21 protein-coding genes and 1 pseudogene are annotated in these 24,810 nt (G+C 39.8%); 17 read left to right on the forward strand and 5 right to left on the reverse strand.

Features of this window, described 5'->3' with window-relative positions; genetic code table 11:
* Window positions 1-75 precede the first annotated feature (75 nt).
* Genes Sdiek1_RS14170 through Sdiek1_RS14185 form a run of 4 tightly spaced genes read right to left on the reverse strand, consistent with a single transcriptional unit; the run spans window position 76 to window position 3,354 of the window.
* A complete protein-coding gene (locus Sdiek1_RS14170) occupies window positions 76-1,248 on the reverse strand; it encodes a class I SAM-dependent rRNA methyltransferase (RefSeq protein ID WP_087439698.1) in 1,173 nt (390 codons plus the stop codon).
* Entirely contained in the window at window positions 1,241-2,023 is a 783-nt protein-coding gene (locus Sdiek1_RS14175) for an alpha/beta hydrolase (RefSeq protein ID WP_087439699.1), read from the reverse strand. Before Sdiek1_RS14175 ends, Sdiek1_RS14170 begins: the two co-directional genes overlap by 8 nt.
* Window positions 2,020-2,607, reverse strand: a complete 588-nt coding sequence (locus Sdiek1_RS14180; protein ID WP_087439700.1) for a methyltransferase domain-containing protein — start codon at window positions 2,605-2,607, stop codon at window positions 2,020-2,022. Before Sdiek1_RS14180 ends, Sdiek1_RS14175 begins: the two co-directional genes overlap by 4 nt.
* 27 nt (window positions 2,608-2,634) lie before the next feature.
* On the reverse strand, window positions 2,635-3,354 hold the full coding sequence (locus tag Sdiek1_RS14185; RefSeq protein WP_087439701.1) for a flagellin: 720 nt from the start codon (window positions 3,352-3,354) through the stop codon (window positions 2,635-2,637).
* Between the two features lie 160 nt (window positions 3,355-3,514).
* On the opposite strand from Sdiek1_RS14185, the gene pseB reads away from it, so the two are divergent.
* Genes pseB through Sdiek1_RS14255 form a run of 14 tightly spaced genes read left to right on the forward strand, consistent with a single transcriptional unit; the run spans window position 3,515 to window position 17,719 of the window.
* Window positions 3,515-4,504, forward strand: coding sequence for a UDP-N-acetylglucosamine 4,6-dehydratase (inverting) (gene pseB / locus Sdiek1_RS14190; protein ID WP_087439702.1), 990 nt, complete (start codon window positions 3,515-3,517; stop codon window positions 4,502-4,504).
* A complete protein-coding gene (gene pseC / locus Sdiek1_RS14195) occupies window positions 4,501-5,622 on the forward strand; it encodes a UDP-4-amino-4,6-dideoxy-N-acetyl-beta-L-altrosamine transaminase (protein ID WP_087439703.1) in 1,122 nt (373 codons plus the stop codon). The genes pseB and pseC overlap by 4 nt, the downstream gene beginning before the upstream one ends.
* Window positions 5,619-6,332 carry a pseudaminic acid cytidylyltransferase gene (gene pseF / locus Sdiek1_RS14200; protein ID WP_087439704.1) on the forward strand — a complete coding sequence of 238 codons (714 nt, stop codon included), beginning with the start codon at window positions 5,619-5,621 and terminating at the stop codon, window positions 6,330-6,332. The genes pseC and pseF overlap by 4 nt, the downstream gene beginning before the upstream one ends.
* Entirely contained in the window at window positions 6,307-7,176 is an 870-nt protein-coding gene (pseG, locus tag Sdiek1_RS14205; RefSeq protein WP_087439705.1) for a UDP-2,4-diacetamido-2,4,6-trideoxy-beta-L-altropyranose hydrolase, read from the forward strand. The genes pseF and pseG overlap by 26 nt, the downstream gene beginning before the upstream one ends.
* Entirely contained in the window at window positions 7,173-7,817 is a 645-nt protein-coding gene (locus Sdiek1_RS14210) for a formyltransferase family protein (RefSeq protein WP_087439706.1), read from the forward strand. Before pseG ends, Sdiek1_RS14210 begins: the two co-directional genes overlap by 4 nt.
* On the forward strand, window positions 7,798-8,835 hold the full coding sequence (gene pseI / locus Sdiek1_RS14215; protein WP_087439707.1) for a pseudaminic acid synthase: 1,038 nt from the start codon (window positions 7,798-7,800) through the stop codon (window positions 8,833-8,835). Before Sdiek1_RS14210 ends, pseI begins: the two co-directional genes overlap by 20 nt.
* Window positions 8,832-9,821, forward strand: a complete 990-nt coding sequence (locus Sdiek1_RS14220) for a glycosyltransferase family protein (protein WP_087439708.1) — start codon at window positions 8,832-8,834, stop codon at window positions 9,819-9,821. Before pseI ends, Sdiek1_RS14220 begins: the two co-directional genes overlap by 4 nt.
* Window positions 9,822-9,834: 13 nt before the next feature.
* Entirely contained in the window at window positions 9,835-10,791 is a 957-nt protein-coding gene (locus tag Sdiek1_RS14225; protein WP_087439709.1) for a Gfo/Idh/MocA family protein, read from the forward strand.
* Between the two features lie 2 nt (window positions 10,792-10,793).
* Entirely contained in the window at window positions 10,794-12,098 is a 1,305-nt protein-coding gene (locus Sdiek1_RS14230; RefSeq protein ID WP_087439710.1) for a DegT/DnrJ/EryC1/StrS family aminotransferase, read from the forward strand.
* Window positions 12,095-12,652 (forward strand): GNAT family N-acetyltransferase, encoded by a 558-nt coding sequence (locus Sdiek1_RS14235; RefSeq protein ID WP_087439711.1) that lies wholly within the window; start codon window positions 12,095-12,097, stop codon window positions 12,650-12,652. Before Sdiek1_RS14230 ends, Sdiek1_RS14235 begins: the two co-directional genes overlap by 4 nt.
* A 17-nt stretch (window positions 12,653-12,669) precedes the next feature.
* On the forward strand, window positions 12,670-13,791 hold the full coding sequence (locus tag Sdiek1_RS14240; protein WP_087439712.1) for an N-acetyl sugar amidotransferase: 1,122 nt from the start codon (window positions 12,670-12,672) through the stop codon (window positions 13,789-13,791).
* Window positions 13,788-15,107: an amidase gene (locus Sdiek1_RS14245; RefSeq protein WP_087439713.1), complete on the forward strand. Its 1,320-nt coding sequence runs from the start codon at window positions 13,788-13,790 to the stop codon at window positions 15,105-15,107. The genes Sdiek1_RS14240 and Sdiek1_RS14245 overlap by 4 nt, the downstream gene beginning before the upstream one ends.
* Window positions 15,094-15,726: a pseudaminic acid biosynthesis-associated methylase gene (locus Sdiek1_RS14250; protein ID WP_087439714.1), complete on the forward strand. Its 633-nt coding sequence runs from the start codon at window positions 15,094-15,096 to the stop codon at window positions 15,724-15,726. Before Sdiek1_RS14245 ends, Sdiek1_RS14250 begins: the two co-directional genes overlap by 14 nt.
* The gene (locus Sdiek1_RS14255) at window positions 15,719-17,719 is read left to right on the forward strand and encodes a 6-hydroxymethylpterin diphosphokinase MptE-like protein (protein ID WP_087439715.1); all 2,001 of its coding nucleotides are present in this window, start codon (window positions 15,719-15,721) and stop codon (window positions 17,717-17,719) included. Before Sdiek1_RS14250 ends, Sdiek1_RS14255 begins: the two co-directional genes overlap by 8 nt.
* Window positions 17,720-17,810: 91 nt before the next feature.
* Here the strand turns inward: Sdiek1_RS14255 and Sdiek1_RS14260 are convergent, their stop codons facing one another.
* Window positions 17,811-20,234: a flagellin N-terminal helical domain-containing protein gene (locus tag Sdiek1_RS14260; protein WP_087439716.1), complete on the reverse strand. Its 2,424-nt coding sequence runs from the start codon at window positions 20,232-20,234 to the stop codon at window positions 17,811-17,813.
* 176 nt (window positions 20,235-20,410) lie between these two features.
* Here Sdiek1_RS14260 and topA point away from each other — a divergent pair.
* The 3 genes and pseudogenes from topA to Sdiek1_RS14275 all read left to right on the forward strand — a co-directional run bounded on the left by topA (window position 20,411) and on the right by Sdiek1_RS14275 (window position 24,803).
* A pseudogene (gene topA, locus Sdiek1_RS14265) lies at window positions 20,411-22,472 on the forward strand (type I DNA topoisomerase).
* A gap of 57 nt (window positions 22,473-22,529) precedes the next feature.
* Entirely contained in the window at window positions 22,530-23,375 is an 846-nt protein-coding gene (locus Sdiek1_RS14270; protein WP_087439717.1) for a biotin synthase, read from the forward strand.
* Between the two features lie 141 nt (window positions 23,376-23,516).
* The gene (locus tag Sdiek1_RS14275; RefSeq protein ID WP_087439718.1) at window positions 23,517-24,803 is read left to right on the forward strand and encodes a citrate synthase; all 1,287 of its coding nucleotides are present in this window, start codon (window positions 23,517-23,519) and stop codon (window positions 24,801-24,803) included.
* Window positions 24,804-24,810 lie beyond the last annotated feature (7 nt).

The raw sequence follows: 24,810 nt of genomic DNA on the forward strand, positions 1-24,810 counted from the left end.
TTTTTCCGTTACAAATTTTCGTTGTAACACTGTTTTACATGTAAAAAGTAGTTCCCATTTTATGCTCTATATTTCTTACTTCTCCACCCTCAACAACAACCCATTCAGATAAAACGATGCGGAAGCGTTAATCAAACACGGGTGATCTGAGTCTTGTTGCATTTGCTCTAAGAGGATGTATTGCACTTTAAGGTCATGTGAGACTTCCATCGCGATCTCTAAAAGCTCTTTTTTGCCGACGTGAAAGGAACAGGAGAAGAGTGCAATTAAACCGCCGTCTTTCACCGCTTTCGTGGATTCCATCAAGAGATGTTTGAAACCTCGTTTGGCGCCACTGGCTTGCTCTTTGGTTTTGGCGAAGGATGGTGGGTCAAGCACGATGAGATCAAAACTATTTTTATACTTTTTCTCTTTCATAAACGTAAATGCATCGGCCGTGTAGGTTTCATACGTTTCTATTGCATTGGCGGCTAAATTGGCTTTGGTTTGCTCTATGGCTGATTCGGAGATGTCTACAAAGACGGCATTTTTAGCACCCTTGGCAAGCGCATAGATACCAAATCCACCTGCGTTACAGCAGATGTCAAGTACGGTATCGCCTTCTTTAATGTAACTCGCACAAATCGCTCTATTTTTACGTTGGTCAAGGTAAAAGCCTGTCTTTTGGGCATCTTCAATGTCCACTAAAAAAGTCAAACCATTTTCACTTAGCTCAAATTGCTTGGTTGGTGTGCCAAAAAGTGTGCCATTTTTACTCTCTAAGCCTTCGATTTCACGTGAGTGTTCATCAGATTTTTCAACGATCCACGAAGGATTTACGAGCTGTTTAAGCGTGCTCAAAATAAGCTCACGAAACGTTTCCATGCCAGCGGTGTTGATCTGAATGGAGAGTGTGTCGCCGTATTTATCCACAATAAGCCCTGGCAAGAAGTCTGCTTCGGAGTGGATGAGACGTACGGCATTCGTTTGAGATAGAAGTGCTTCACGTTTTGCAATGGCTCTTTTGATGCGGTTGTGGAAAAACTTTTTGCCGATCTCCTCTTTGCCAAAGCTAAGAACGCGTGCAAAAATAGCGCATTTTGGATTGACATAGGCTGTTCCTAAAAAACCATCTTTTTTGGAAAAGAGTGCGACGACTTCACCGCTTTGAAACTCCTCTAGACTAGAGTCGATTTCGTTGGCATAAACCCATGGGGTAAAGCGTCTTAGTTTGGGAACAACGGAGTGTTTAATATAGACTTTATTCAATGATTTTTCCTAATATAGTTTGTAGCTCTTTCGCAAAGGCAGGGTGTTCAAATACGTTATTATGTGTTGTATGGCTCAAGATTACATGTAAAGGACGACTCGGCATTACTTCTAAGAGTTTTTCGAGATGATAATGAGGAATGACTGTGTCATTTTCGACTTCCATTACCGCTATTTTTGACTTGACTAAAGGAAGGTACTCAATGGTTTCAAATTTATTTTTTAGCATCAGATCAACCGGGAAGAAAGGATACTTTATTTTGGCGATAGAGAGAATCGAATCATAAGGACTAATCAGCACCAACCCATCTACAACCCTTTGCGAAGCAAGATAGGTTGCAACGCCCGTTCCTAAACTTCGCCCAATCAACACCACTTTACGCCCTTTTGCGTACGTATCGTAAATCTTGAGCGCATCTTCAAACAAGGCTTGCTCACTTGGTGTTCCTGTACTTTCGCCATAGCCTCGATAATTAAAAGCGATGATGTCGTAACCTTGAATATCCTTTACATGTAAAAGAAATTGGGTAGCATCATCCGCATTACCCCCAAAGTAAAGAATCACCCCTGCATCACTCTGTGCATCGTGTCGCAATACTCCTTCTAAGTCAACGCCCTCTTTGACATGTAAAGAAAGAGCCTCAATCGTTTCCCCACTCACTTTGGCTTGCTTTGCAATCGCCTTAATATTGAACACTTGCGCATCTTGGGTAAAATAGAGATACCCCATCGCCACCAAATAGAGCCCAACAATTCCAAGTAAGAGCTTTTTCATACATCTTCCTTCTTCAAAAATACGGTGAAATCACCTTCCATATAGTCCTCGTACATTTCAACATCGTAAGCAAACTCACTCGTATACGCTTCAATCTCATGAGGTAAAAAATAGTTAAAATGCCCTTGCTTCTCTTCACCCTTAAGCAGATTGAACACGAAACCTTTTTTAGAAGCTTCATAACAACGGCGAATAAATAAGAACGTCTCAAAACGGTTTAAAATATTCATCGACCCACTGGCGATATAAAAGTCCGCCAATTCAAGCTCGTCGTTTAAAATATCTTTATGAACAAAATGCTGTTTAGTCCGTTTATGCGCCACAAAAATGGCCTCTTGGAGCGTATCATACCCAATATATTTGCGAGGTAAAGAGCCTTTTTGCTGTAGAAAAAGATAAAGATCGCCAAAACCACATCCTGCATCGACAATCTTACTCGAAGGTAAGTGTGCTTCCAAAAGTGTATGAATCACTTCAAAACGCGTGTGTTGCGACTGTTTTGAATTCCAATTCAACCCTCTGGCCGTACAACCATACCGTTTGATAGCATTTTCATAAAAAGTTTGATTATTGATACGTGGCATGAAAGAAGGCTAAAAAAAGAGCGACACTTAAACTAAAAGTGCCGAAATATTTTGTTGCATCATACTATTTTGATGAATTTGAGTTAAAACCGAACTGGTCAGCTTGATTTGATCGTTGTTGATTGCGGCAATCTTTTGATCGAGGGGCGTTTCAGACATTTGAGAATTGGCACTGCTTAAGTTCGTCATCGTCGTTAAAGAACTGCTGATGCTGCTACTAGCGCTGTTGATCTGAGAACTGATAGTAGACGAAAGAGCGCTCATATTGTCTCTAAAACTTGCGATGCCTGCTTGATCACTAATTTTGAGATCACTTAAGCCTGAAACATCGAGTCCATAGTTGCTACTGAGAAGATTTTGACCATTATACGTTGTTTGGTTTGCAATATCTTGCATGGCAGTGCTAACGTCCGTAAACTCTTTTTGTAAACTTGTTTTTTGTTCACTTCCAAGCGTAGCATTATTGTAACGAACGGAGAGGTCATTTAATTTATCGGTTCCTGCTTGAATTGCCTGCACAGAAGCATCGGCAATTTGGTACATACTGACCGTTTCATTCGAATTTTGCACCCCTTGGCTTAAGGCTGCCATCTGAGAAGCCAATGTATTAGAAACAACCAAAGTAGCGCCATCGGTGCCATTGATTTCTTTAGTCGCATTGATTTTTTCTAACATCATATCGGTTTGGGATTTATTTTGAGTGATTAAATTGAGTACTTGCGTATTGGAACTACTGGAAACGTTCATCAGATGCTCCTCGTTTAAAGATACATTCATTATACTACTCCTATTATACGAATGTCAAATTAAGAAACGGTACTAAAATTGCTTTTGAGAAGCAAAGCATGCCCCAGTGGCAAGCATCGTCAATTTGACGTATTAACGACTTCAATCAAAAAGGTTTATCGTGTTTAATGGCAAAAATATTCTTATCACGGGCGGAACAGGCAGTTTTGGCAAAAAATATACCGAGATTCTTTTAAAAAATTATAAACCCAATAAAATCATCATTTATTCTCGCGATGAACTCAAACAGTATGAAATGGCACAGCAATTCACCGACCCTTGCATGCGTTTTTTTATAGGCGATGTACGTGATGTTGATCGGCTTAAAAATGCGATGTATGGCGTCAATTATGTCATTCATGCTGCGGCACTCAAGCATGTTCCTATTGCCGAGTACAATCCAATGGAATGCATTAAAACCAACATCAATGGTGCTGGAAACGTGATTGACGCTGCTCTTGAATGCGGTGTTGAAAAAGTCATCGCTCTCTCCACTGACAAAGCGGCCAATCCTATCAATCTTTATGGTGCAACCAAACTGGCGAGCGATAAACTTTTTGTTGCGGCCAATAACATCAGAGGTGCGCGTAGAACAGAATTTGCCGTTGTTCGTTATGGCAATGTTGTAGGCTCCCGTGGCTCGGTTGTTCCTTTCTTTAAAAAGCTGATGGCAGAGGGAGCTAAGGAGCTTCCTATTACGGAAGCTGAGATGACACGTTTTTGGATTACGTTGGAGCAAGGGGTCAATTTTGTGCTTAAAAATTTCCAACGAATGCAAGGTGGCGAAATCTTCATTCCTAAAATTGCTTCGATGAAAATGGTCGATTTAGCCAAAAGTATGGCACCGCATTTGGGCGTTAAAATCATCGGTATTCGTCCCGGTGAAAAGATGCATGAAGTGATGGTTCCCAAAGATGACAGCCACTTAACACTTGAATTTCATGACCACTATGTCATTCAACCAAGCATCCTGTTTACCCAACGCAATGACTTTACATGTAACGCAATTGGAGAGAAGGGAACGCCTGTTAAATACGGCTTTGAGTATAGTTCAGAGACGAATACACAATGGCTTGATGCCAAAGGCTTAATGGAGATGATAAACGCATGATTCCGTATAGCAGACAAAGTATCGATCAAAGCGATATCGATGCGGTTGTAGAGACACTGAAAGGCGATTTTCTCACCGGTGGGAAAAAAGTCAGCGACTTTGAAGAGGCCTTGGCACACTACCTTGGCGTTAAACATGTGTGTGTCATGAACTCCGCCACTTCTGCTCTGCATGTCGCTTATCAGATTATTGGACTTCAAAAGGGTGATGAAGTCATCACAACACCTCTCACATTTGCTGCAACCTCTAACACTGCCATCCAATGCGGAGCAACCCCTATATTTTGCGATATTCGTTATGATGGCAATATTGACGAACGCAAAATAGAGGCGTTAATCACTCCTCAAACGAAAGCAATAGCGCCTGTGGATTTTGGCGGAAATCCACTGCCTATTGATACCCTTAAAGCACTGTGCGACAAGCATAAACTCTTTTTAATCGAAGATGCTAGCCATGCACTGGGAAGCCAAATCAATGGTAAAAAAGTAGGCGTAACGGCAGATATGACCATCTTTAGTTTTCATGCGATTAAGCCTATTACGACCTTTGAAGGTGGCGCTATTGCCACGAATAATACTGCTTTTTATGAACAAGCCAAACTGTTACGCTCACATGGCATTATTAAAAAAGAATTATGGAATTCTGACATGGTTACATTGGGCGAAAACTATCGCCTTAGTGATGTAGCATGCGCCTTGGGACTTTCACAACTCAAACGATTGGAGCATTTTATTGATAAACGCAACGAAATCGCGCACTATTATGATAAACGATTTGCAAACAATCCCTACTTCACCACGATTGCGATTGATCAAACCAAGCGAAGCACCTACCATCTCTACCCTCTTTTGCTCGATCGTTCCCTTTGGTGCTCCAAAGAAGAGATCTTCCAAGCGTTACATGTAAAAGGTTTAGGGGTGCAAGTTCACTATAAACCTGTCTATCAATTTAGCTACTACAAAAAGCTTTTTGGCGAACAACGTTTGGAAACAACGGAAGATTTTTACAAAGCAGAACTCTCCATCCCCTGCCATCAAGGCATGAGCATGGAAGATGCACGTATGGTTGCAGACACCCTGCTTGAAACACTCGCTTCAATTAAAGGATGTAAACGATGAGACTGGCTATTATTCCTGCGCGAGGAGGAAGCAAACGCATTCCTCGTAAAAATATTAAAGAATTTTGTGGCAAACCCATGATCGCTTACAGCATTGAAGCCGCCAAAAAAAGTGGCTGTTTTGACAAAATTATTGTGAGCACTGACGATGAAGAGATTGCCGCATTGGCACGAACATTAGGTGCTGAAGTTCCCTTTATGCGTCCCAAGGAACTCAGTGATGACCACACGGCAACCATTCCTGTCATCGCCCATGCGATAAGAGAAACATGCCATAAAGAGTTATCACAACTAGATGCTATCTGTTGTATTTATGCGACGGCTCCTTTTGTGCAAGCGATGTTTATCAAAGAGGCATACGAAAAACTCAAACTTACCAAAGCATCGTATGCGTTTAGCGCCACGAGTTTTCCGTTTCCTATTCAACGTGCGATTCGCCTGACCAAAGAGGATCGTGTCGAGATGTTTTCACCTGAAAATTTTAATACACGAAGTCAAGATTTGGAAGATGCTTACCACGATGCGGGACAATTTTACTGGGGAACGCCCGAGGCATGGTTGGAAGGCAAAATCATTTTTGCACCCCACTCTACCGCTGTTCTTTTACCTCGCCATTTGGTGCAAGACATTGATACGCCCGAAGATTGGATGAGGGCTGAGTTTATGTTTAAAGCACTTGGACTTCATGAAAACACTCATAAGAGCGGATAGTTCAAGCACCATCGGGCTTGGGCATATCATGCGAGATTTAGTGCTTGCCAAAAGTTTTGAGGGTGAAGTCTTTTTTGCGTGTCAAAATTTGGAGGGCAATATCATCGCCTCCATTCCCTACGAAGTCAAAATATTAAAATCAAACGACGCAGAAGAGCTAATAGCCCTCATTAAAGCTTTACATGTAAAACTTTTAGTGATTGATCATTACGGCATTGATGCACATTTTGAGCGAAGCGTCAAAGAGGCTACAGGAGTGAAAATCCTAAGCTTTGATGACACCTACCAAGCGCATCACTGTGATATTTTACTCAACCACAATCTCTCCGCAAATGCAGCGCGGTACACAAATCTTGTACCCAAAACATGTGAATTACGTTGCGGAAGTGTCTACACACTTATCCGCGAAGAGTTTAAACTCGAAAAAGAAAAATCCTGTGAAAAAATCTACGATGTGCTGGTCGCCATGGGTGGTACAGACGCATCGAACATCACCCTTTCCATCTTAAAAACCCTCCCAAAATCTTTACATGTAAGCGTTCTGACAACGAGCGCCAATGCACATCTTCATGAGCTTCAAAACTACACCCAAGATAAGCCCAATATCGCTTTACATGTAAACTCGAACGAAGTAGCCAAACTGCTACACCAAAGCCGTCTTGCCATCGTGACACCGAGCGTTATGGTGCATGAAGTACTCTTTATGGAAATACCCTTCATCGCGATTAAAGTGGCAAGCAATCAAGACGATATATTTGCATACCTTCAAGCACAAGAATATACGGTGTTAGAAGCATTTAATGACGCTTTATTAAAAAATGAAATTCAAAGGCTTTTCCAATGAAAATTGCCATTCTTACCTCACCAAATCAATGGTTTATCGCTTATGCACAAAAGCTTGAAACAACAATCCAAAATTCTAAACTTTTTTTTGATCATCAAGCAATAGACGAAACCTATACGCTTGTTTTTATTCTAAGTTACCACCGTATTATCGAAAAAAAATACTTACAACAACACCAACACAACATCGTTATTCACGCTTCTGCCTTACCTCAAGGCAAAGGATGGGCACCCATGTTTTGGCAAATACTTGAAGGTAAAAATGAGATTCCTTTTTCGATGTTCGAAGCTTCCGAAGGTATAGATGATGGGGATATTTATATGCAAAAAATCCTTCACCTAAATGGTTATGAGCTCAATGCTGAATTACGAAATAAGCAAGCTGAATTTATTATGCAAATGTGTTTAGAATTTTTAGAACATTATGAGCTCTACAAAACCCCACACCAGCAAAAAGGGGAATCAACAGTGTACGCGAAACGAAGTGCCAAAGATAGTAAGTTGGATATTCACAAAACTATTCACGACCAATTCAATCTCCTGCGCATCGTAGATAATGAATCATACCCCGCCTTTTTTGAGATTGAAGGGAATCGTTATACATTAAAAATAGAGAGAGCCGATGAAAATAGGAAACTTTGATTTAACAGGAATGAAAACACTCATTATTGCCGAACTCTCTGCCAATCATGGGCACAGCCTAGACATTGCAAAACAAACTATAAAAGCGGCTAAAAAAGCAGGCGCTGATGCTATTAAACTTCAAACCTACACCGCTGACACCTTAACGCTTAACTGCGATAAAGAAGATTTTGTTGTCAAAGGTGGCACTCTGTGGGATAACAAAACATATTATGAACTCTACAAGGAAGCGTATACCCCATGGGAGTGGCATAAAGAGCTTTTTGAGGTTGCCAAAGAAGAAGGACTCCTCTGTTTTTCAACACCGTTTGACAAAAGTGCTGTGGATTTTTTAGAGACGCTGAACCCTCCTGCGTATAAAGTGGCAAGCTTTGAGGTGACTGATTATGAGCTCGTGCGCTACATCGCTTCCAAACAAAAACCCATCATCATCTCCACAGGAATTGCAACACTTCAAGAGATCGAAGATGTAGTTGCTCTCTGCAAAAAAGAGGGAAACAACGACATTGTTTTACTGCAATGCACCTCCTCTTACCCTGCCCCACTTGAGAGTGCAAACCTTCTCACCATACCAGACCTCAGCAAACGTTTTGGTGTCATTGCAGGCTTTTCAGACCACACTCTTGGCATCACTGCACCGATTGCCGCAGTCGCACTGGGTGCTAAAGTCATCGAAAAGCATTTTATTTTAGACAGAGCCATTGGTGGAGCAGATGCAAGTTTCTCTTTGGATGAGGAAGCCTTTACGCAAATGGTTCAAGCCGTACGTGAGGCTGAAAAATTACTGGGTAAGCCTACTTATAACACCAATGAAAAAACCATCAAAGGCAGACAGTTTTCAAGGAGCCTTTATGTGGCAAAAGATATTACAAAAGGTGACATTTTTAGCGAAGAAAATATCCGCTCCGTCCGCCCAGGGTATGGTCTTCACCCCAAGTATTTGAATGAGATTTTGGGTAAATGTGCCAAAAGAGATTTAAGCTTTGGAGACAGACTCAACATTGAGGATGCTGAGTGAGAAAAATTGCTCTCTTTGCCCACGATGCCGGAGGAGCTGAAATTCTTTTAGAACTCCTCAAAGCCTCTTTGCAAGTAGGAGAATTTCGTATCTTCTCTTTAGTAGATTCACCATGCTACACTCTCATCAAAACTAAAAAACTAAAACATTTTTGGCATAAAATAACCCCAGAAAAAAACGATATAGAAGCAAAACTTGCTTTATTTAAACCTTCTATTGTCCTTTATGGTACAGGCTGGCAAAACCACTTTGAGTACTACTTTTTAGACTATACTAAAGCACATAATATTCCTAGCGTCGCCTTTTTAGACCACTGGACAAATTACCGCGAACGCTTCGGATACCCTGAAAAAAACTGGGAGAACAACCTCCCCCCCTTCATCGCGGCACACGATCAAACAAGCTTCGATAAAGCCAAAACCTTGGGGCTTCCTAACATCATCGCCATAAAAAACTATGCCTTGGCGGCTCAACACAAAGAAGCTCAAAGTGTTTTAGCAAACATACCCGAAAATGACACTCTGCTCTTTTTAAGCGAACCTACCGCCAAAGTGGCGACGCGATCTTTTGGAGATGCCTACGGCTGGGGTTTTACCGAAAAAGAGGTTTTTACAGATATTCTTACATTTAAAAAAAAATTTGGGTGCAAAAACATCCTAATTCGCCTTCACCCCTCCGATACGCATGAAGTGTATCAAGCGATTGACCCAAGTGCTACGTTTAGCCACTCCACGCTTTTAGAGGACATCGCACATGCCAAAGTGGTCATCGGTATCGATACTGTAGCACTTTATACCGCTTATTTGCTCGGCAAATATGTCCTCTCTTACATCCCGTCCAACACAAGAGAATGTTGCGTACCCCTTCCTAAAGAAAACCAACTCAAAAGATTGGAACATTTCAAAATCTTGCAACTCAAAACTATCAAAGAGAACCCTGAAAATTTCGGTATGGATTTTGCTTTATTCTTAGAAAAACAGTTGTAAAAAGGCACTTTTTATGCAAAGAACTCTCTCATGTGCCATTGTTGGAGCAGGCAGTATTGGCGGTCTTATCGACTCGCCTAATAGTGCGAACATTGCATCACATGCCCATGCATTTTTAAAACATCCCAGCTGTAAACTTGTCGCTATTTGCGAACCCAACAGTGCAAACCAAAATGCGTTTATTGGGCGTTGGGGACAAATGGGCGTTTACCATTCGCTGGATGCTCTTTTGCAGTATGAAACTATCGATCTACTTGCTATTGCTTCGCCGACGCAATTTCATGCAAAAGCGTTGGAAGAGGCTTTACATGTAAAAAGTGTGCAAGCCATTTTGTGTGAAAAACCTTTGGTTGCAACGGCTAAAGAGTTGGCGCATATCGCACCAATGCTTCTTTCTAGCGAGAAAAAAATTCTGATTCATCTTATGAGACGGTATGACCCCTCTTTTATCAAACTTGCCAATGACATTGCCGCACAAAAATGGGGCAAAGCCGTGCGCTTTCAAGGCGTTTTCACCAAAGGCTTGCTTCACAATGGTGTACATATGCTAGCCGTTTTGAGTCACTTTTTTGGTGAGATAGAGAATATAAAATCTTTACATGTAAAACGTTTACACGAAGACATCAGTGGCGATTTTGAGGTTACCTGTAAAGAGGATAGAGGTGTGCTGAGTTGCATGGAAGAACTTCCTTATTCGGCATTTGAGCTTACCCTCTGGTTTGACAATGGTAAGGTAGAAATCAAAGAGGGAGGCTCTCGCATTGAGTCGTTCATCAAAATACCCTCACCTTTGTATGAAGGCTATTTTAGTTTGGAACATGAAGAGACTTTGCCCAACACATTAAAAGACTATGCTCTGCATTCCCTTGAATTTTTACTCCAAAATGACGATATAACCTGCAAACAGATCTTGCAAGAACACATCAATGTTCATACAAAAATTTTTGAAACCATTGCAAAAGAGAAATAAAAATGAAAAAATTAGCCATCAACGGCGGAGAGAAACTCAGAACTAACCCTTTTCCAGCTTATAACACCATAGGGACAGAAGAAGAGGAAGCGGTTCTCCGTGTGCTTCGTAGTGGAAAACTCTCTACCTATCTTGGTGCTTGGCATGAAGATTTTTACGGTGGAAGTGAAGTGCGCGCTTTTGAGAAAGCGTGGGCAACGTTTTTTGGTGTCAAACATGCCATCAGTGTCAACTCCGCAACCTCAGGGCTTATTTGCGCTGTAGGAGCAGCTGGGATCGAAGCGGGCGATGAAGTCATCGTGAGCCCCTACACTATGTCAGCCTCAGCCGTTGCACCGCTTTTTTACGGTGGTATTCCCGTGTTTGCCGATATCGAAAAAGATACTTACTGCCTAGACCCCAAAAGCGTTGAGCGAAAAATTACTCACAAAACGAAAGCCATCATCGTGGTGGACATCTTTGGTCAACCTTATGATGTAGAAGCCATCAATGCGATTGCTAAAAAGCACAACCTCATCGTCATCGAAGATGCGGCGCAAGCTCCAGGTGCTATGTACAAAGAAAGCTATGCTGGCACACTGGGCGATATGGGTGTTTTCTCGCTCAATTACCACAAACATATCCATTCAGGTGAAGGTGGTGTCATCGTCACCAATGATGACGCACTCGCCAATAAACTGCAACTTATCCGTAACCACGCCGAATCCGTCATCGCTAATAAAGGCTTTAGCTCTTCAGCTGAGCTTGTCAACATGGTTGGCTTTAACTTTCGTATGACAGAGATGGAGTGTGCCGTAGCACGTGAACAGCTTAAGAAACTTCCCTCTTTACTTCAAACACGCCAAGGAAATGTCGCCTACATCAACGAGGCACTGAAAAGCATTCCCTGCCTTAAAACAACAAAGACCAGAGAACATGCAAAACACGCTTTTTACGTGCATCCTTTAGAGTTTGACGCAAGCCTTGCAGGTGGTGTTCACCGTGATATTTTCATCAAAGCAGTCAAAGCAGAGCTTCCTCGCACCATCATGCGTGATGATTCTGATGTTTTAATCGGATGTGGTTATGTGAAACCCATCTATCTGCAACCTATGTTTGCACATAAAATTGCCTTTGGAAGTAAAGGCTATCCGTTTAATTTCTCTTCCATAACCTATCAAAAAGGCGACTGTCCCGTATGCGAAAACCTGCACTTTGAGCGTCTTTTTACCCATGAGCTGATGCGCCCCGGTATGAGTAGAAATGATATGGACGATGTGGTAAAAGCGTTTGTTAAAGTCTGGGAAAATAGAGAGGAATTGGTGTGAAATTAATTGGTGAACATCTCTATCTTCGCCCTTTACATGTAAACGATGCTTTGGGTGATTATCCCTCATGGCTAAACGATCGCGTGGTCTGCCAGTATAACTCTCATGGAGATACGCTCTATACCCAAGAGATGGCACTTTCCTACATTCAAAGCATGCAAAACAATCTTACATGTAAAGTTTTTGCCATGTGCGATAAAACAAGCGATAAACATATTGGAAACATTGCATTGCAAGCGATTTCTCCTAAAAATAAGAGTGCAGAATTTGCCATTTTATTGGGCGATAAAGCCTATTGGGGGAAAGGTCTCTCTAAAGAAGCAGGGAAACTTTTGCTAGACTATGGTTTTGACTTTTTAAAGCTACACCGTATTTATTGTGGAACCAGTGAAGCCAATGTTCCAATGCAACATTTAGCACGTTCCTTAGGCATGGAACTTGAAGGCAGGCGCAAAGAAGCGCTGTTGAAACATGAAAACTTTTACGACGTTTTAGAATACGGCATCGTTCAGAAGCCTATACAAAACCGCTCAACATCCGATATAGAGTCATAGTGTCACAAGGAGTATACATGTCACAATCAAATGAATCTAAATATAATTACGGACAACCTTTATACCCTGAACATTTAATTTATTGTGTACGCTGTTGTATGCCAAGTTCTAATGAAGGAATGCAGTTTGATGAAATGGGCGTTTGTCTTGCGTGTCAAGCGCAAGAGCAGAAAATGCACATTAACTGGAAAGAACGTGAGAGTACACTTCGTTCCATTTTAGAAGAGTACAAAGTAAAAGCTGGCAATAACTATGACTGTATTATCCCTATTAGTGGCGGTAAAGATAGCGTTTTTCAACTACATGTTCTAACAAAAGTCTATGGCATGAAACCACTCGCGGTAACGTTTAATCACAACTGGTATAGCGAAGTTGGAAAATTTAATCTTGAAAATTGTCTTGAAAAACTGGGGGTTGATCATATCATGTTTACACCCAACAAACCTCTTATTAAAAAACTTTTTGTTAAGTCGTTTTATAAAATCGGAGACTCTTGTTGGCACTGCCACGCAGGTGTTGGTGCATTTCCATTACAAATTGCCGTTAAATTCAATATTCCCTTACTTATTTGGGGTGAATCAGTCTGTGAGGTAAGCGGTAGAGCAAACTTTACCGATAAAGCGGTTAAATTTGACAGAGACTATTTTACAAAGGTTTCGGCAAAACTCTATCCTGAGCAAATGATTGATGATGAAATTACCGCAAAAGATCTCAAACCTTTTGAACTCCCAAGTTACGAAGATATTGAACGTGTTGGTGTCGTAGGCATTCATCTAGGCGATTATCTTTTCTGGGATGATGAGCGTCAAATGGAATTCATTAAAAAAGAGTATGAATGGAAAGAAGAGTTTAGAGCTGGGCATTACAAAGGATTCAAAGGCAATGAATGCAAATTTGAAACATTACATGACCATATGAAATTTGTCAAACGTGGCTTTGGTAGAGGAACCGATCAGGCAAGTTCCGATGTTCGCTATGGACTTTTAACCAGAGAAGAGGGATTTGAAGTCGCTAAAAAATACGACCAACAACGCCCTGCTTATTTAGACGATTTTCTCGATATGGCACATATCAGTGAAGAAGAATACACCACTGTCCTCAAAGCCATGCGCGAGGGTAAGTTCAAAGAAGCAAAATGAAAACACATTTAACACACTGTGATGCCACAGAACTCATCGGTTTATTAAAGGCTAAAAAAGTTAGCCCCAGAGAAGTTTCCGAAGCGTTTTTAAATGCTATCGCCCAAAAAGACCCTGTACTTCATGCCTGGGAATACATCAATCAAGAGGCTATTGATAGACAATTACGTAAAATTGAAACGCTTGATCCTAAAAGCCATCCTCTTTGGGGTCTACCTATTGGAATTAAAGACAACTATAACACATTTGATATGCCAACACAGATGGGTTCACCGCTTTGGAAAGACTTTACGCCTGGAAATGATGCAAGAGTTGTACACTACCTAAGACGTAGCGGTGCATTAATTCTTGGCAAAACAACAACCGCGGAGTTTGCTGTACACTACCAAGATAAAACGCGTAACCCTCACGACCTTGAACGCTCTCCAGGGACAAGTTCCAGCGGTTCAGCCGTTGCAGTCGCTGCTGATATGATTCCCGTGGCATTTGGAAGCCAAACAGCAGGTTCAATTGGCAGACCTGCAAGTTACTGCGGTGTATATGGATACAAACCCACCTTTGGCATCCTTCCTCGTGTTGGTGTGCTTAAAACAACCGATACACTCGATACACTTGGATTTTTAACCAAAAGTGCCAGAGATTTAAAGCTGATTTTGGATGCTTCTAGAGTACATGGGAAAAACTACGAATATGTCTATGAACATCTGGACAATTATAGCTCTACCCCAAAGAAAAGCTTTAAAATAGGTATTATCAAACATCCAAAATGGCATCTTGCTGACCACGTTGCCAAAGAAGCATTTCAACACTTTGTAGACAAGCTTAATCCTACTTTTTTTGAGGTTGAAGAACTAAAATATCCTGCTGAAATGGAAAAAATTTATGAGATTCATGGTCTCATTTACGATAAAACACTCTCCTACTATTTTAGAGAAGAGTTTAAACAAGGCACACTCATTAGTCCTATTTTTCATGAGATTATCACTCAAGGGCAAAAAACAACCCTAGATGCTTACAAACAATCGCTACAAAAACAAGCGTGCTTGACACTTGATTTTCATAACTATTTTGCATCGTATGATGTCTTACTAACTCTTACAACAGCCGATGAAGCACCTATTGGATTAACCACACCTGATATACCAGATTCAAATCTTATTTGGACATTTTTGGGGATGCCTACGGTTTCCATACCGGCACTAAAAGGCAAGCATGGCCTTCCTATAGGAGTACTTGCTATTGCTAAAAAATATGACGACTACTTGCTTTTAGAATGTGTAGAAAAAATTCAAAAGGAAAACAATGAAACATTATAAAACCGAACAAGAACATTTTTGGGCAGGTGAGTTTGGAAATGACTATGTACAACGTAACAAAGACCAAGAAATTATCGCTACGAATATCGCTCTTTTTTCAAAAATCATTGCCAAAGCGCCACATGTCAATTCTATCATAGAATTTGGCTCCAATATAGGGCTCAACCTTAAAGCGATCAAGCAGCTCCTTCCATCAGTTAGCCTTTCAGCGATTGAAATCAACCAGCTTGCCGTTGAACAATTAAAAGCTATGGGAGATATCCATGTGTATCATCAATCTATTTTAGACTTTATGCCCGATACACAAAGAGATTTAACCTTTATCAAAGGGGTTTTCATTCATCTTAACCCAGAATGGTTACCAATGGTTTATGAAAAATTGTATGAAAGCTCAAAACGCTATATTTGTGTTGTTGAATATTATAATCCAACACCAATTGAACTCTCATATCGAGGATTTGAAGGGAAATTATTTAAACGAGATTTCGCAGGAGAATTGATGGACAAATACCCTGATTTAACGCTGATCGATTATGGTTTTTGCTACCACCGCGACCCTGTGTTTCTTCAAGATGATTTGACATGGTTTTTGATGGAAAAAAAGGCTCTTTATGCATAGTATAGAAGCAGTAGCATTAAAAACATTTCAAGAAAACCTCACATACTTTGAAAAAAACCATAAGCCCCTTTATGAAAAACTTCTCATTTTAAACCAACTCATCGATGGGGGGCTTTATAAAGAACATTATGCTCTTGAATATAAAGAAGAGGGATATTTTGATATCTTAGAGATAAACAGTAATGAATGGCTCTATGGAGAAAACAGCATAGAATATTCAAAAAGAATAGTTGACAATCTCAATCTAAAACGTACAGGTGGAGTTTTCAAAGCACATAAATATATTTATGCAACCGAAGAGCAAGCTGACTACATCGATAAAAGTGAACTTTCATTTCATAACTCACTGTGGGCGACAATTAAAATCATTAATTACGCACAAGCCTATAATGGTTCAGAAACGTACATGTCTAGAGTTCATAAAGTTATTTTTTTAGATCTTGGATTAGGGCTTCATCTAGATGGTGTTCTTACAAAATTGAATCCTCAAGTGGCTTTTATTCAAGAGAAAAATCTTGAACTCTTTAGACTTTCATTGTTTGTGACCAATTATAAAAATTTAGCACAAAATCGTTTTGTTTATTTTTCGATTGCAGATGATGAACTCTCAGAAAAAACAACCTTTCTTCAGTTTTTGGATAAAGGGAATAATTATAATCTTACGATGAAACATATTCCTTTTAATCTCAATTATGAACCATCCCTCAGACGACTTCAAGGGTATGTTCTTTCCCAAAGCTATATTAGCTATGGATATAGCGCTATGCTTCTTCGATTTATTGATTCACCTCATTATTTATCGCAAAACTACTCTTTTTTAAATGTCAATAAAATGCATTCAAACAATCTCTTATCAGAAAAACCTATTTTACTTCTTTTTTCTGGACCTTCCACCTTGAAAAATATTGAGTGGGTTAAAGCAAATCGCCATCATTTTATCGTAGTTTCAGCACTTTCTACATGTAGACTTCTGCAACACAATAACATCTCCCCTGATGTTGTTGTGCATATTGATCCAGGAGCAGACGCTACAGCATCTCTTTTCGAGGGCATTGATGTAAAAGAGTACTTTAAAAACTCTATCGTGCTTTTAGCCTCCAATGTAGATGAGACGACTGTTCAAGAATTTGAACGCTCAAAAATACATTTTATAGAGCAAGGGACACTCTATAAAAAAGGTTTTGGAAGACTTTCAGCACCCAGTGTTGGTGAGTACAGTTATGGACTTTTTCTAGTCTTTGGAGCAAAAAAAATATTTTTATTAGGTATAGATTTAGCCCTAGATAGTGAAACACTTCAAACCCATGGAGGCTTTCACGTTGACCAAACACAAGGTAAAATCGATGAAAAAAATGCTTCTCTTGATCCTTCAGCTTCAGTTGAGTATGTGCGTGGAAATTTTTTAGATCAAGTACCTGTTCTCTCTCCTTATAAAATATCTCATATGCAATTTGAAGCTTTTACTGATATATTAAAAGATGCGACTACATCTGTTTATAACCTTAGTAATGGAGCATACCTTAAAGGTGCGGAACCACTTCATGTTGAAAACTATAACTGGGAACAATTTGCAATACTTGATCAAAGTGAGATACATCATAATTTGGGTCAGTTTTTTAATAGTATTGGCGAAGCAGAGTTTAATGAAGCAGATAAAAGACAAATTAAATACCAAGTTTCAGAAGCCAAGAAGCTCGAAAAAATCATCAAACAGTTCCAAAAAAAGAAATTTGCACATGTTGAAGCATTCTTAAATACACTAAGCCAGCTCTCTTGGGATCTTAGTGATATGGATTATAAGCGTAACTCTGATTTAGCCCAAGTATATTACGAATATTTTCCTATTATACTAAGCTATATCTTTGACCTTTTCAACACAAAAGACCTTGCCAATCCTCATAAGCACATGGTGCAAATTAATGCTATATTGGTCAAACAACTGCTTAAAATATCAACACTGTATATTTCTAAACTTGAGGGTTATGTAAAATAATGCTAAGAGAATAAAGAAGGAAACCGAGCCAAAAGGCTCGGTCATTTAAGGAAACGTATCTAAGACTGCTATGCGACCTTAGGCATTGTCACTATTGTAACAATTTTAATACGTTTTGTTGTACAGAATTCGCTTGACTCATTGCATAACTTCCTGATTGAGCAAGAATGTTATATTTTGAGAAGTTAGCTGATTCTGAAGCAAAGTCAACATCACGAATATTAGACTCAGCACTCTTAACATTTACTTGTGTTACAGAAATATTATTGATAGTTGAAGTGATTTGATTTTGAACAGAACCTAAATCTGAACGAATAGTATCAAGGTTTGTCATCGCTGCACTAACTGTATCAATAGCTTTCATCGCACCTTCAAGTGTTGTAACATCAATTTTTGAAAGGTTGCTAAACGTTGTATCTGTTAAAGAAGCACTATTTTGGTTTCCACCATTGGCTGCAAGTTTTGAACCTGCTTGAATACTACCAGCAGTGCCAGTGCCTTTAAGCAACGTCATGTCATTCTGTGTATAAATATCAGCTGTTGTTGTAAGATCGGTTCCTAGAACTGTACCCGCTTTGATACCAACACCAGCATTACCCGCTTGTGCAGCAGTAAGATCTTGTGTTATAACTGTACCCGCTTTTAACACTGTACCTGAAATCAACAATGAACCTGCTTTAACAAGCATATCACTATTTAGTGATGTAGCACTCACCATAGTAACCTCTCCACCTAAAGAAGAGCCTTCTTTAATGATAGAAGCCGATGTAAGGATTGAACCTACTTTAAGATCCGTTGCTTGTGTTGTAACATGAGCAGCAGATGTAATAACAATACTTTGACCAAGAACACTTCCAGCCGCCATTGTAGAACCAGCACTAAGAACACTACCTGTTTTAAGAGTCATATCTGTTGCAAGTGTTGAAGTAGAAGATAGCGTTATATCAGCTCCCGTAATAGTTCCTGCCAATAAAGTACTACCATCACCTATTTGCGCAACATTACTCGTTGAAGCTACATTGATTGTCATATCTTTTGAAAGAATGACGCTAGAGCTTAATGTTAAGGCTGCGGTTAAGGTCATCCCTGATTTGTAAGAAACACCCGCAACTGTCATGTCTTGTTGAAGCACAGTGCCAGCATCGAGCTTTGTATTAGCCGCTAATGTTGAACCGGCTTTAACAAACATATCACTGCTTAATACTGTATCAGCACTAACACCAATTTTTGATGCAAGAACAGTATCTTTGTTAACTACACTACCAGAAGCAAGAGTAGAGCCAACCGCTAGAGTCATATCAGCTGTTGAGGAGTCTGTAACTAAACTCATACCTGCCGTTGCTGTAATAATTACACCTGTTTTTGTTCCTGCAGCAAGAGTACTACCGATACCAAGTGTACTACCAATTGCCAACTGAGAATCTTGAACCATATTCGTTGAACCAGTCGTTGTGATATCTGCACCAGCAGCTTTACCAAGATCAGAACCTGTAATTTGGAATGTAGCAGAACCTGCTTGAACGACTTCAAGATGACCAATTGTACTCATTTTGTCAGATGTAGTTCCCAAAACAGCAGAAGCATCACCCGTAACACTAATGGCACGACCATCACTTGCTGTCAATGTGAGTTTACCTGCAGATGTGGTTGCAGAAACACCTGTTTGAGTTGTTTTGCTGTTGATCGCTGTTAATAATGCACCATCACTGTCGTTAGCAGATACATTGATAGCACCAATATTGATGCCATTGATTGAAAAATCATTGCCTGTAGTACCTGCAGCAACTGCTGTATCTGTTGTTGTACTAACAACTGCTTTTGCTGTAATACCTGTTTCAGCACTGTGTTTATTAATAATGCCGGCAAGATTACCAAGACCATTTTCAGGATCATTGTTTGACAATACATTTACTGACTCAAGCGTAATTGATTTACCACTAATCGCACTTTTCAACGTTAATTGATTTTCACCAGCAGCAACGGTAAGTGTTGCACGACTCGTTTGACCAATTTGACTTGTCTCTGCAGAAGAGATTGAAGCTTTAATCGTCTCATTCGCATTTGCACCAACTTGGAACTCTTTATTGGTAAAGGTACCAGAAAGAAGTTTTTGACCGTTGAACGATGTTGTTTTAGCAATAGTGTTCAAGTTCTCAAGTAGACGGCTGATGTCTTTTTGAATGGCTAGACGAGAAGTAGAGTTTTGACCATCAGATGCTGCTTGTACAGATTTAGTCTTGATAGTATCAAGAACGTTTGAGTACTCGCTAAGCGCACCATCGGCAGTCTGAATCAAACCGATTGCATCGTTACCATTAGAGACAGCTTGACCAAGTGAACTTGCTTGTGCACGAAGTGAGTTTGCAATTGCAAGACCAGAAGCATCATCTGCTGCTTTATTGATACGAAGACCTGAAGACAATTTGGCAAGTGAACTGTCCAAATTTCTGTTGTTGACTGCAGCACTTGTTTGTGCAGTAAGTGATGCAACGTTTGTGTTAATACGGAAACCCATGATAAATCCTTTTATCTTTTGTATTTCGCAGGCATCCTTGCCTTTGATAGAAACAAGATCGTCTCCTCAAAAAAAAAACTTTAATCCAAGAGACTATTTTTTAAAAAGATTCTTTTTTAGATAGAATACACAAAAAATGTTTACATGTAAAGATGGAAAATAAGTGAAAAAATCTCATTATTGTCGAATCCCCGACTAAAGCAAAAAACGATTAAGAATTTTTTAGGTAAAGACTATACAGTTGTCGCTTCTAAAGGACATATCCGCGATCTTCCCAAAAGCAGTTTTGGTATTAAGATCGACAACCAAACTTTTGTTCCAGAGTACCGTATCCCCAAAGATCATGCTGCGGTGGTTAAAGAGATCAAAGATCTTGCCAAAGTTGCGGATCAAGTCTATATCGCGACCGATGAGGACCGTGAGGGGGAAGCCATTGGTTTTCATATTGCCACAGCTATTGGAAAAGACCCACAATCGCTCCCACGTATTGTGTTTCATGAAATTACGAAAAATGCCATTACGCATGCTTTAGAAAATCCAAGAGTTTTAGATGCGAGTAGTATTAATGCACAACAAGCCAGACGCTTGCTTGACCGCATTGTGGGCTATAAGCTCTCTCCTCTGCTCTCTTCCAAGATCCAAAAAGGGCTCAGTGCGGGACGCGTTCAATCCTCCACACTTAAAATCGTTGTAGATCGTGAAAAAGAGATAAGAGCATTTAAAGAAGAAGAGTTCTGGAGCATCGACGCACTGTTTAATAAAACGATTGAATCCTCTTTGGTAGAGTTTGAAGGGGGCAAAATCGAAAAAATGACAATTTCTAATAGTGAACGTGCCCATACTATTAAAGATAAGCTTTTGAAGGAAACGTTTAAAGTGGCTCTTTTGGAGAAGAAAGAACGTGAAAGCTCTCCAAGCCCCGCTTTTATGACGTCAACGCTTCAGCAAAGTGCTTCAAGTGCTTTGGGTTATTCGCCTAAAAAAACAATGATGGTTGCACAAACCCTCTATGAAGGTGTTAAAACGCATCAAGGGGTTATGGGTGTTATTACGTACATGAGAACGGACTCCTTAAATATTTCCAAAGAAGCCATCGAAGCAGCTCGCGATCAAATCAAAAAACATTATGGCAACGCTTATTTACCTGAAAAACCACGTTTTTATGCGAATAAATCTAAAAGTGCCCAAGAAGCACACGAAGCGATTCGCCCTACAATATTAGAATTTACACCCCATATTGCTAAAGAGTTCCTCAAACCGGATGAACTTAAACTCTATACATTGATTTATAACCGCTTTTTAGCGTCTCAAATGAACAATGCGCGTTTTGAATCGCAAACGCTTATGTTTGAAAGCAATAGCGGTAAGTTTAAAGCAAGCGGTCGCAAACTCCTTTTTGATGGTTTTTATAAAGTCTATGGCGACAATGACAAAGATAAACTCTTACCAGATCTAACATTAGGTCAAGAGGTAAAACTAACCAAAATTGATGCAAACCAACACTTTACAGAACCGCCATCACGCTATTCAGAAGCTAGCCTCATTAAAAAACTGGAAAGTTTAGGTATTGGTCGTCCATCAACGTATGCACCAACGATTTCGGTATTAACAGCGCGTGATTACATCACGATTGAGAAAAAGCAACTTATTCCAAGTGAAATAGCGTTTAGCGTCACTGAACTTTTAGAAAAACACTTTCCTCAAATTGTCGATTCATCTTTTACCTCCACTATGGAAGAAACTTTAGACTTAATTGCTGAAGATAAAGAAGATTGGCAAACAACCTTATGGAATTTTTACGAACCATTTGAACAACAAGTAGTTGCAGGTAAGACGAATATTGAAAGTCAAAAAGTCGTCGTTTTCACAGGTGAAATGTGTCCAGACTGCGGGAAAGAACTTGTTAGACGCAAAGGTCGCTTTGGTGAATTTATTGCATGTAGTACCTATCCTACCTGTAAATACACTCAAAATATCAAAAAAACGAGCGATGTAGCGCCAAAAGAGCAGATTACCTTAACGGTTCCATGTCCTGAATGTGGTGGTTCTATTATTGAGCGAAGTTCACGCAGAGGAAAATTCTTTGGTTGCGGGAACTACCCAAAATGTAAATTTATTTCTAATCATGAACCAACCGATAAAAAATGCCCAGAGTGTGGTTACATTATGTCAAAAAGAGAACTTCGTAAAAAAGAGATTTTTGAATGCATCAAATGTAAACACAAAGAGGAAGCTTAAGAAGCTCCTCTTGATTTCTCTCTTCTAAATTATACCGATCATAAGGAATACTCACTCATGAAAAAATCAATTTTTTTATGTGCTATATCAAATATCTCTAGTGGAAGCTGTGCGGAAGATTGTGGATTTTGCACACAAAGTGCTCGTCACCATGTCGATATAGCGCGTTACAAATATAAACCAGTCGAACAAATTGTTTTTGAGGCAAAAAATGCTGCAAACAATGGTGCTATTGGATTTTGTCTTGTTACATCTGGGCTTGGACTTGATGATAAAAAACTCGCTTTCGTTTGCGAAGCAGCACGTGCTGTTAAAGCAGAACTTCCTGATTTGAATTTGATCGCTTGCAATGGAATTGCGACTGTTGAGCAACTCAAGATGCTCAAAGATGCGGGTATCAACTCATACAATCACAACCTAGAAAGTTCTGAAACCTTTTATACTAAGATTTGTACCACTCATTCTTGGGAGAGTCGTTACCAAACCTGCATGAATGTTAAAGAAGTAGGCCTCTCTTTATGTAGTGGTGGTATTTTTGGACTTGGTGAGAGCCAAGAAGAGCGAACTGCATTTATACAAAATGTTAAGTCATTGAGTCCAGATACAATGCCTCTTAATTTTTACATTCAAAACCCTGCACTGCCACTGAAAGCTGCACCTTTAAGTGAAAAGGAAGCATTAAAAATTATTACTGAAGTAAGAACGGCTCTCCCAAATACACGACTGATGGTAGCTGGGGGACGTGAAACAACATTTAAAAGCAAAGAATGCGATATATTTGCAGCAGGTGCTGATGCTATCGTCATCGGGGACTATCTAACCACCAAGGGGGAGCTCCCAGCAAGTGATCGTGAGATGATCGAACGCTTGGGCTATGAGATTGCCACAACCTGTCATGCGTAGCAGATTTACTGCTACGCTCTACCTAAAACTTTCAAACTAACTTTTATACTATTCTTCTCTCTAATATAATAATGCTTACAATTTATTAAGCAGGCAAAACAAAATTTGATATAATATTTTATTATTTAATAAAGGATGCGTATGAGTAAAGAGTCAGTTACCCTTATCGACAATCGTACGGGCACAGAGTATGAATTTCCGATCCTTAAGTCAACACTAGGACCTGATGTTGTTGATATTTCAACATTCTATGGTAGCACAGGTATGTTTACCTTAGATCGTGGTTTTACCTCCACAGCAAGCTGTAGGTCACGTATTACATATATTGATGGTGATCTTGGAAAGTTGATGTATCGTGGTTATGATATTGCGTATCTTGCAACCAAAAAATCATTCTTAGATACTGCTTTTTTACTCTTACACAAAGAGCTTCCTACAAAAGATGAATATAAAAACTTTTTAATGGAGCTCAAAAAGCGTTCCTTTATTCATGAAAGTATGCGTAAACTTTTTGATGCCTTTCCTGATAATGCACACCCAATGGCAATTCTATCAGCAGCTGTTTCAGCACTCTCAACCTTTTACTTTGATCACCTAGATATGGATTCACCGGAAGAAGCAAAAGAGATGGCGCACCGCATTGTTGCTAAAATTCCAACAATTGCTGCCTTTTCATATCGTTATTCTCAAGGCCTACCCATCATCTACCCTGATTTAGATAAAGGGTTCACAGAAAACTTTCTCTATATGATTAGAGGGTATCCTCATCATCACATTGACCTTAAACCAATCGAAGTCAAGGCGCTTGACACCATCTTTACCCTCCATGCAGACCACGAACAAAATGCCTCTACCACTGCCGTTCGCGTTGTTGCATCTACACATGCACACCCTTATGCGGCTATTTCAGCAGGTATTGGTGCTTTATGGGGACGAGCACATGGTGGAGCCAATGAGTCGGTTATTCGTCAACTTGAACTTATTGGAAATGTGGATAATGTGGATAAATATATTGCAAAAGCAAAAGATCCTAATGATCCATTTAGATTGATGGGCTTTGGTCACAGAGTGTATAAAAACTTCGATCCACGTGCAACTATTTTGAAAAATCTCCAAAAACAGTTGGTCAATGAGCTTTCGATTGATAGTGAATTGATGGAAGTTGCCCATCGTATTGAAGAGATTGCTTTGAATGATGAATACTTTATTAAACGTAAACTCTACCCAAATATTGACTTTTACTCAGGACTTATCTTGCAAGCACTTAAAATTCCAAAAGAGATGTTTGCGGTTATCTTTGTTATTGGTAGAACACCTGGTTGGATTTCACAATGGCTTGAGCTTAAAGAGCAGCCTGATATGAAAATTGCACGTCCTCGTCAACATTACCTTGGACCACTTGAGCGTACACCTAAATACGAGATATAACACTCTT

This window comes from Sulfurospirillum diekertiae (genome assembly GCF_002162315.1).
Classification (GTDB): domain Bacteria; phylum Campylobacterota; class Campylobacteria; order Campylobacterales; family Sulfurospirillaceae; genus Sulfurospirillum.

Excerpts from the sequence above, each read along its gene's own strand:
- Sdiek1_RS14180 (WP_087439700.1), bottom strand. The coding sequence starts at position 2,607 with ATGCCACGTATCAATAATCAAACTTTTTATGAAAATGCTATCAAACGG.
- Sdiek1_RS14210 (WP_087439706.1), top strand. The coding sequence starts at position 7,173 with ATGAAAATTGCCATTCTTACCTCACCAAATCAATGGTTTATCGCTTAT.
- Sdiek1_RS14270 (WP_087439717.1), top strand. The coding sequence starts at position 22,530 with ATGAAAAAATCAATTTTTTTATGTGCTATATCAAATATCTCTAGTGGA.
- Sdiek1_RS14185 (WP_087439701.1), bottom strand. The coding sequence starts at position 3,354 with ATGAACGTTTCCAGTAGTTCCAATACGCAAGTACTCAATTTAATCACT.
- Sdiek1_RS14240 (WP_087439712.1), top strand. The coding sequence starts at position 12,670 with ATGTCACAATCAAATGAATCTAAATATAATTACGGACAACCTTTATAC.
- Sdiek1_RS14255 (WP_087439715.1), top strand. The coding sequence starts at position 15,719 with ATGCATAGTATAGAAGCAGTAGCATTAAAAACATTTCAAGAAAACCTC.
- pseI (WP_087439707.1), top strand. The coding sequence starts at position 7,798 with ATGAAAATAGGAAACTTTGATTTAACAGGAATGAAAACACTCATTATT.
- Sdiek1_RS14225 (WP_087439709.1), top strand. The coding sequence starts at position 9,835 with ATGCAAAGAACTCTCTCATGTGCCATTGTTGGAGCAGGCAGTATTGGC.
- Sdiek1_RS14175 (WP_087439699.1), bottom strand. The coding sequence starts at position 2,023 with ATGAAAAAGCTCTTACTTGGAATTGTTGGGCTCTATTTGGTGGCGATG.
- Sdiek1_RS14275 (WP_087439718.1), top strand. The coding sequence starts at position 23,517 with ATGAGTAAAGAGTCAGTTACCCTTATCGACAATCGTACGGGCACAGAG.
- pseC (WP_087439703.1), top strand. The coding sequence starts at position 4,501 with ATGATTCCGTATAGCAGACAAAGTATCGATCAAAGCGATATCGATGCG.
- pseF (WP_087439704.1), top strand. The coding sequence starts at position 5,619 with ATGAGACTGGCTATTATTCCTGCGCGAGGAGGAAGCAAACGCATTCCT.
- pseG (WP_087439705.1), top strand. The coding sequence starts at position 6,307 with ATGAAAACACTCATAAGAGCGGATAGTTCAAGCACCATCGGGCTTGGG.
- Sdiek1_RS14245 (WP_087439713.1), top strand. The coding sequence starts at position 13,788 with ATGAAAACACATTTAACACACTGTGATGCCACAGAACTCATCGGTTTA.
- Sdiek1_RS14250 (WP_087439714.1), top strand. The coding sequence starts at position 15,094 with ATGAAACATTATAAAACCGAACAAGAACATTTTTGGGCAGGTGAGTTT.
- Sdiek1_RS14260 (WP_087439716.1), bottom strand. The coding sequence starts at position 20,234 with ATGGGTTTCCGTATTAACACAAACGTTGCATCACTTACTGCACAAACA.
- Sdiek1_RS14230 (WP_087439710.1), top strand. The coding sequence starts at position 10,794 with ATGAAAAAATTAGCCATCAACGGCGGAGAGAAACTCAGAACTAACCCT.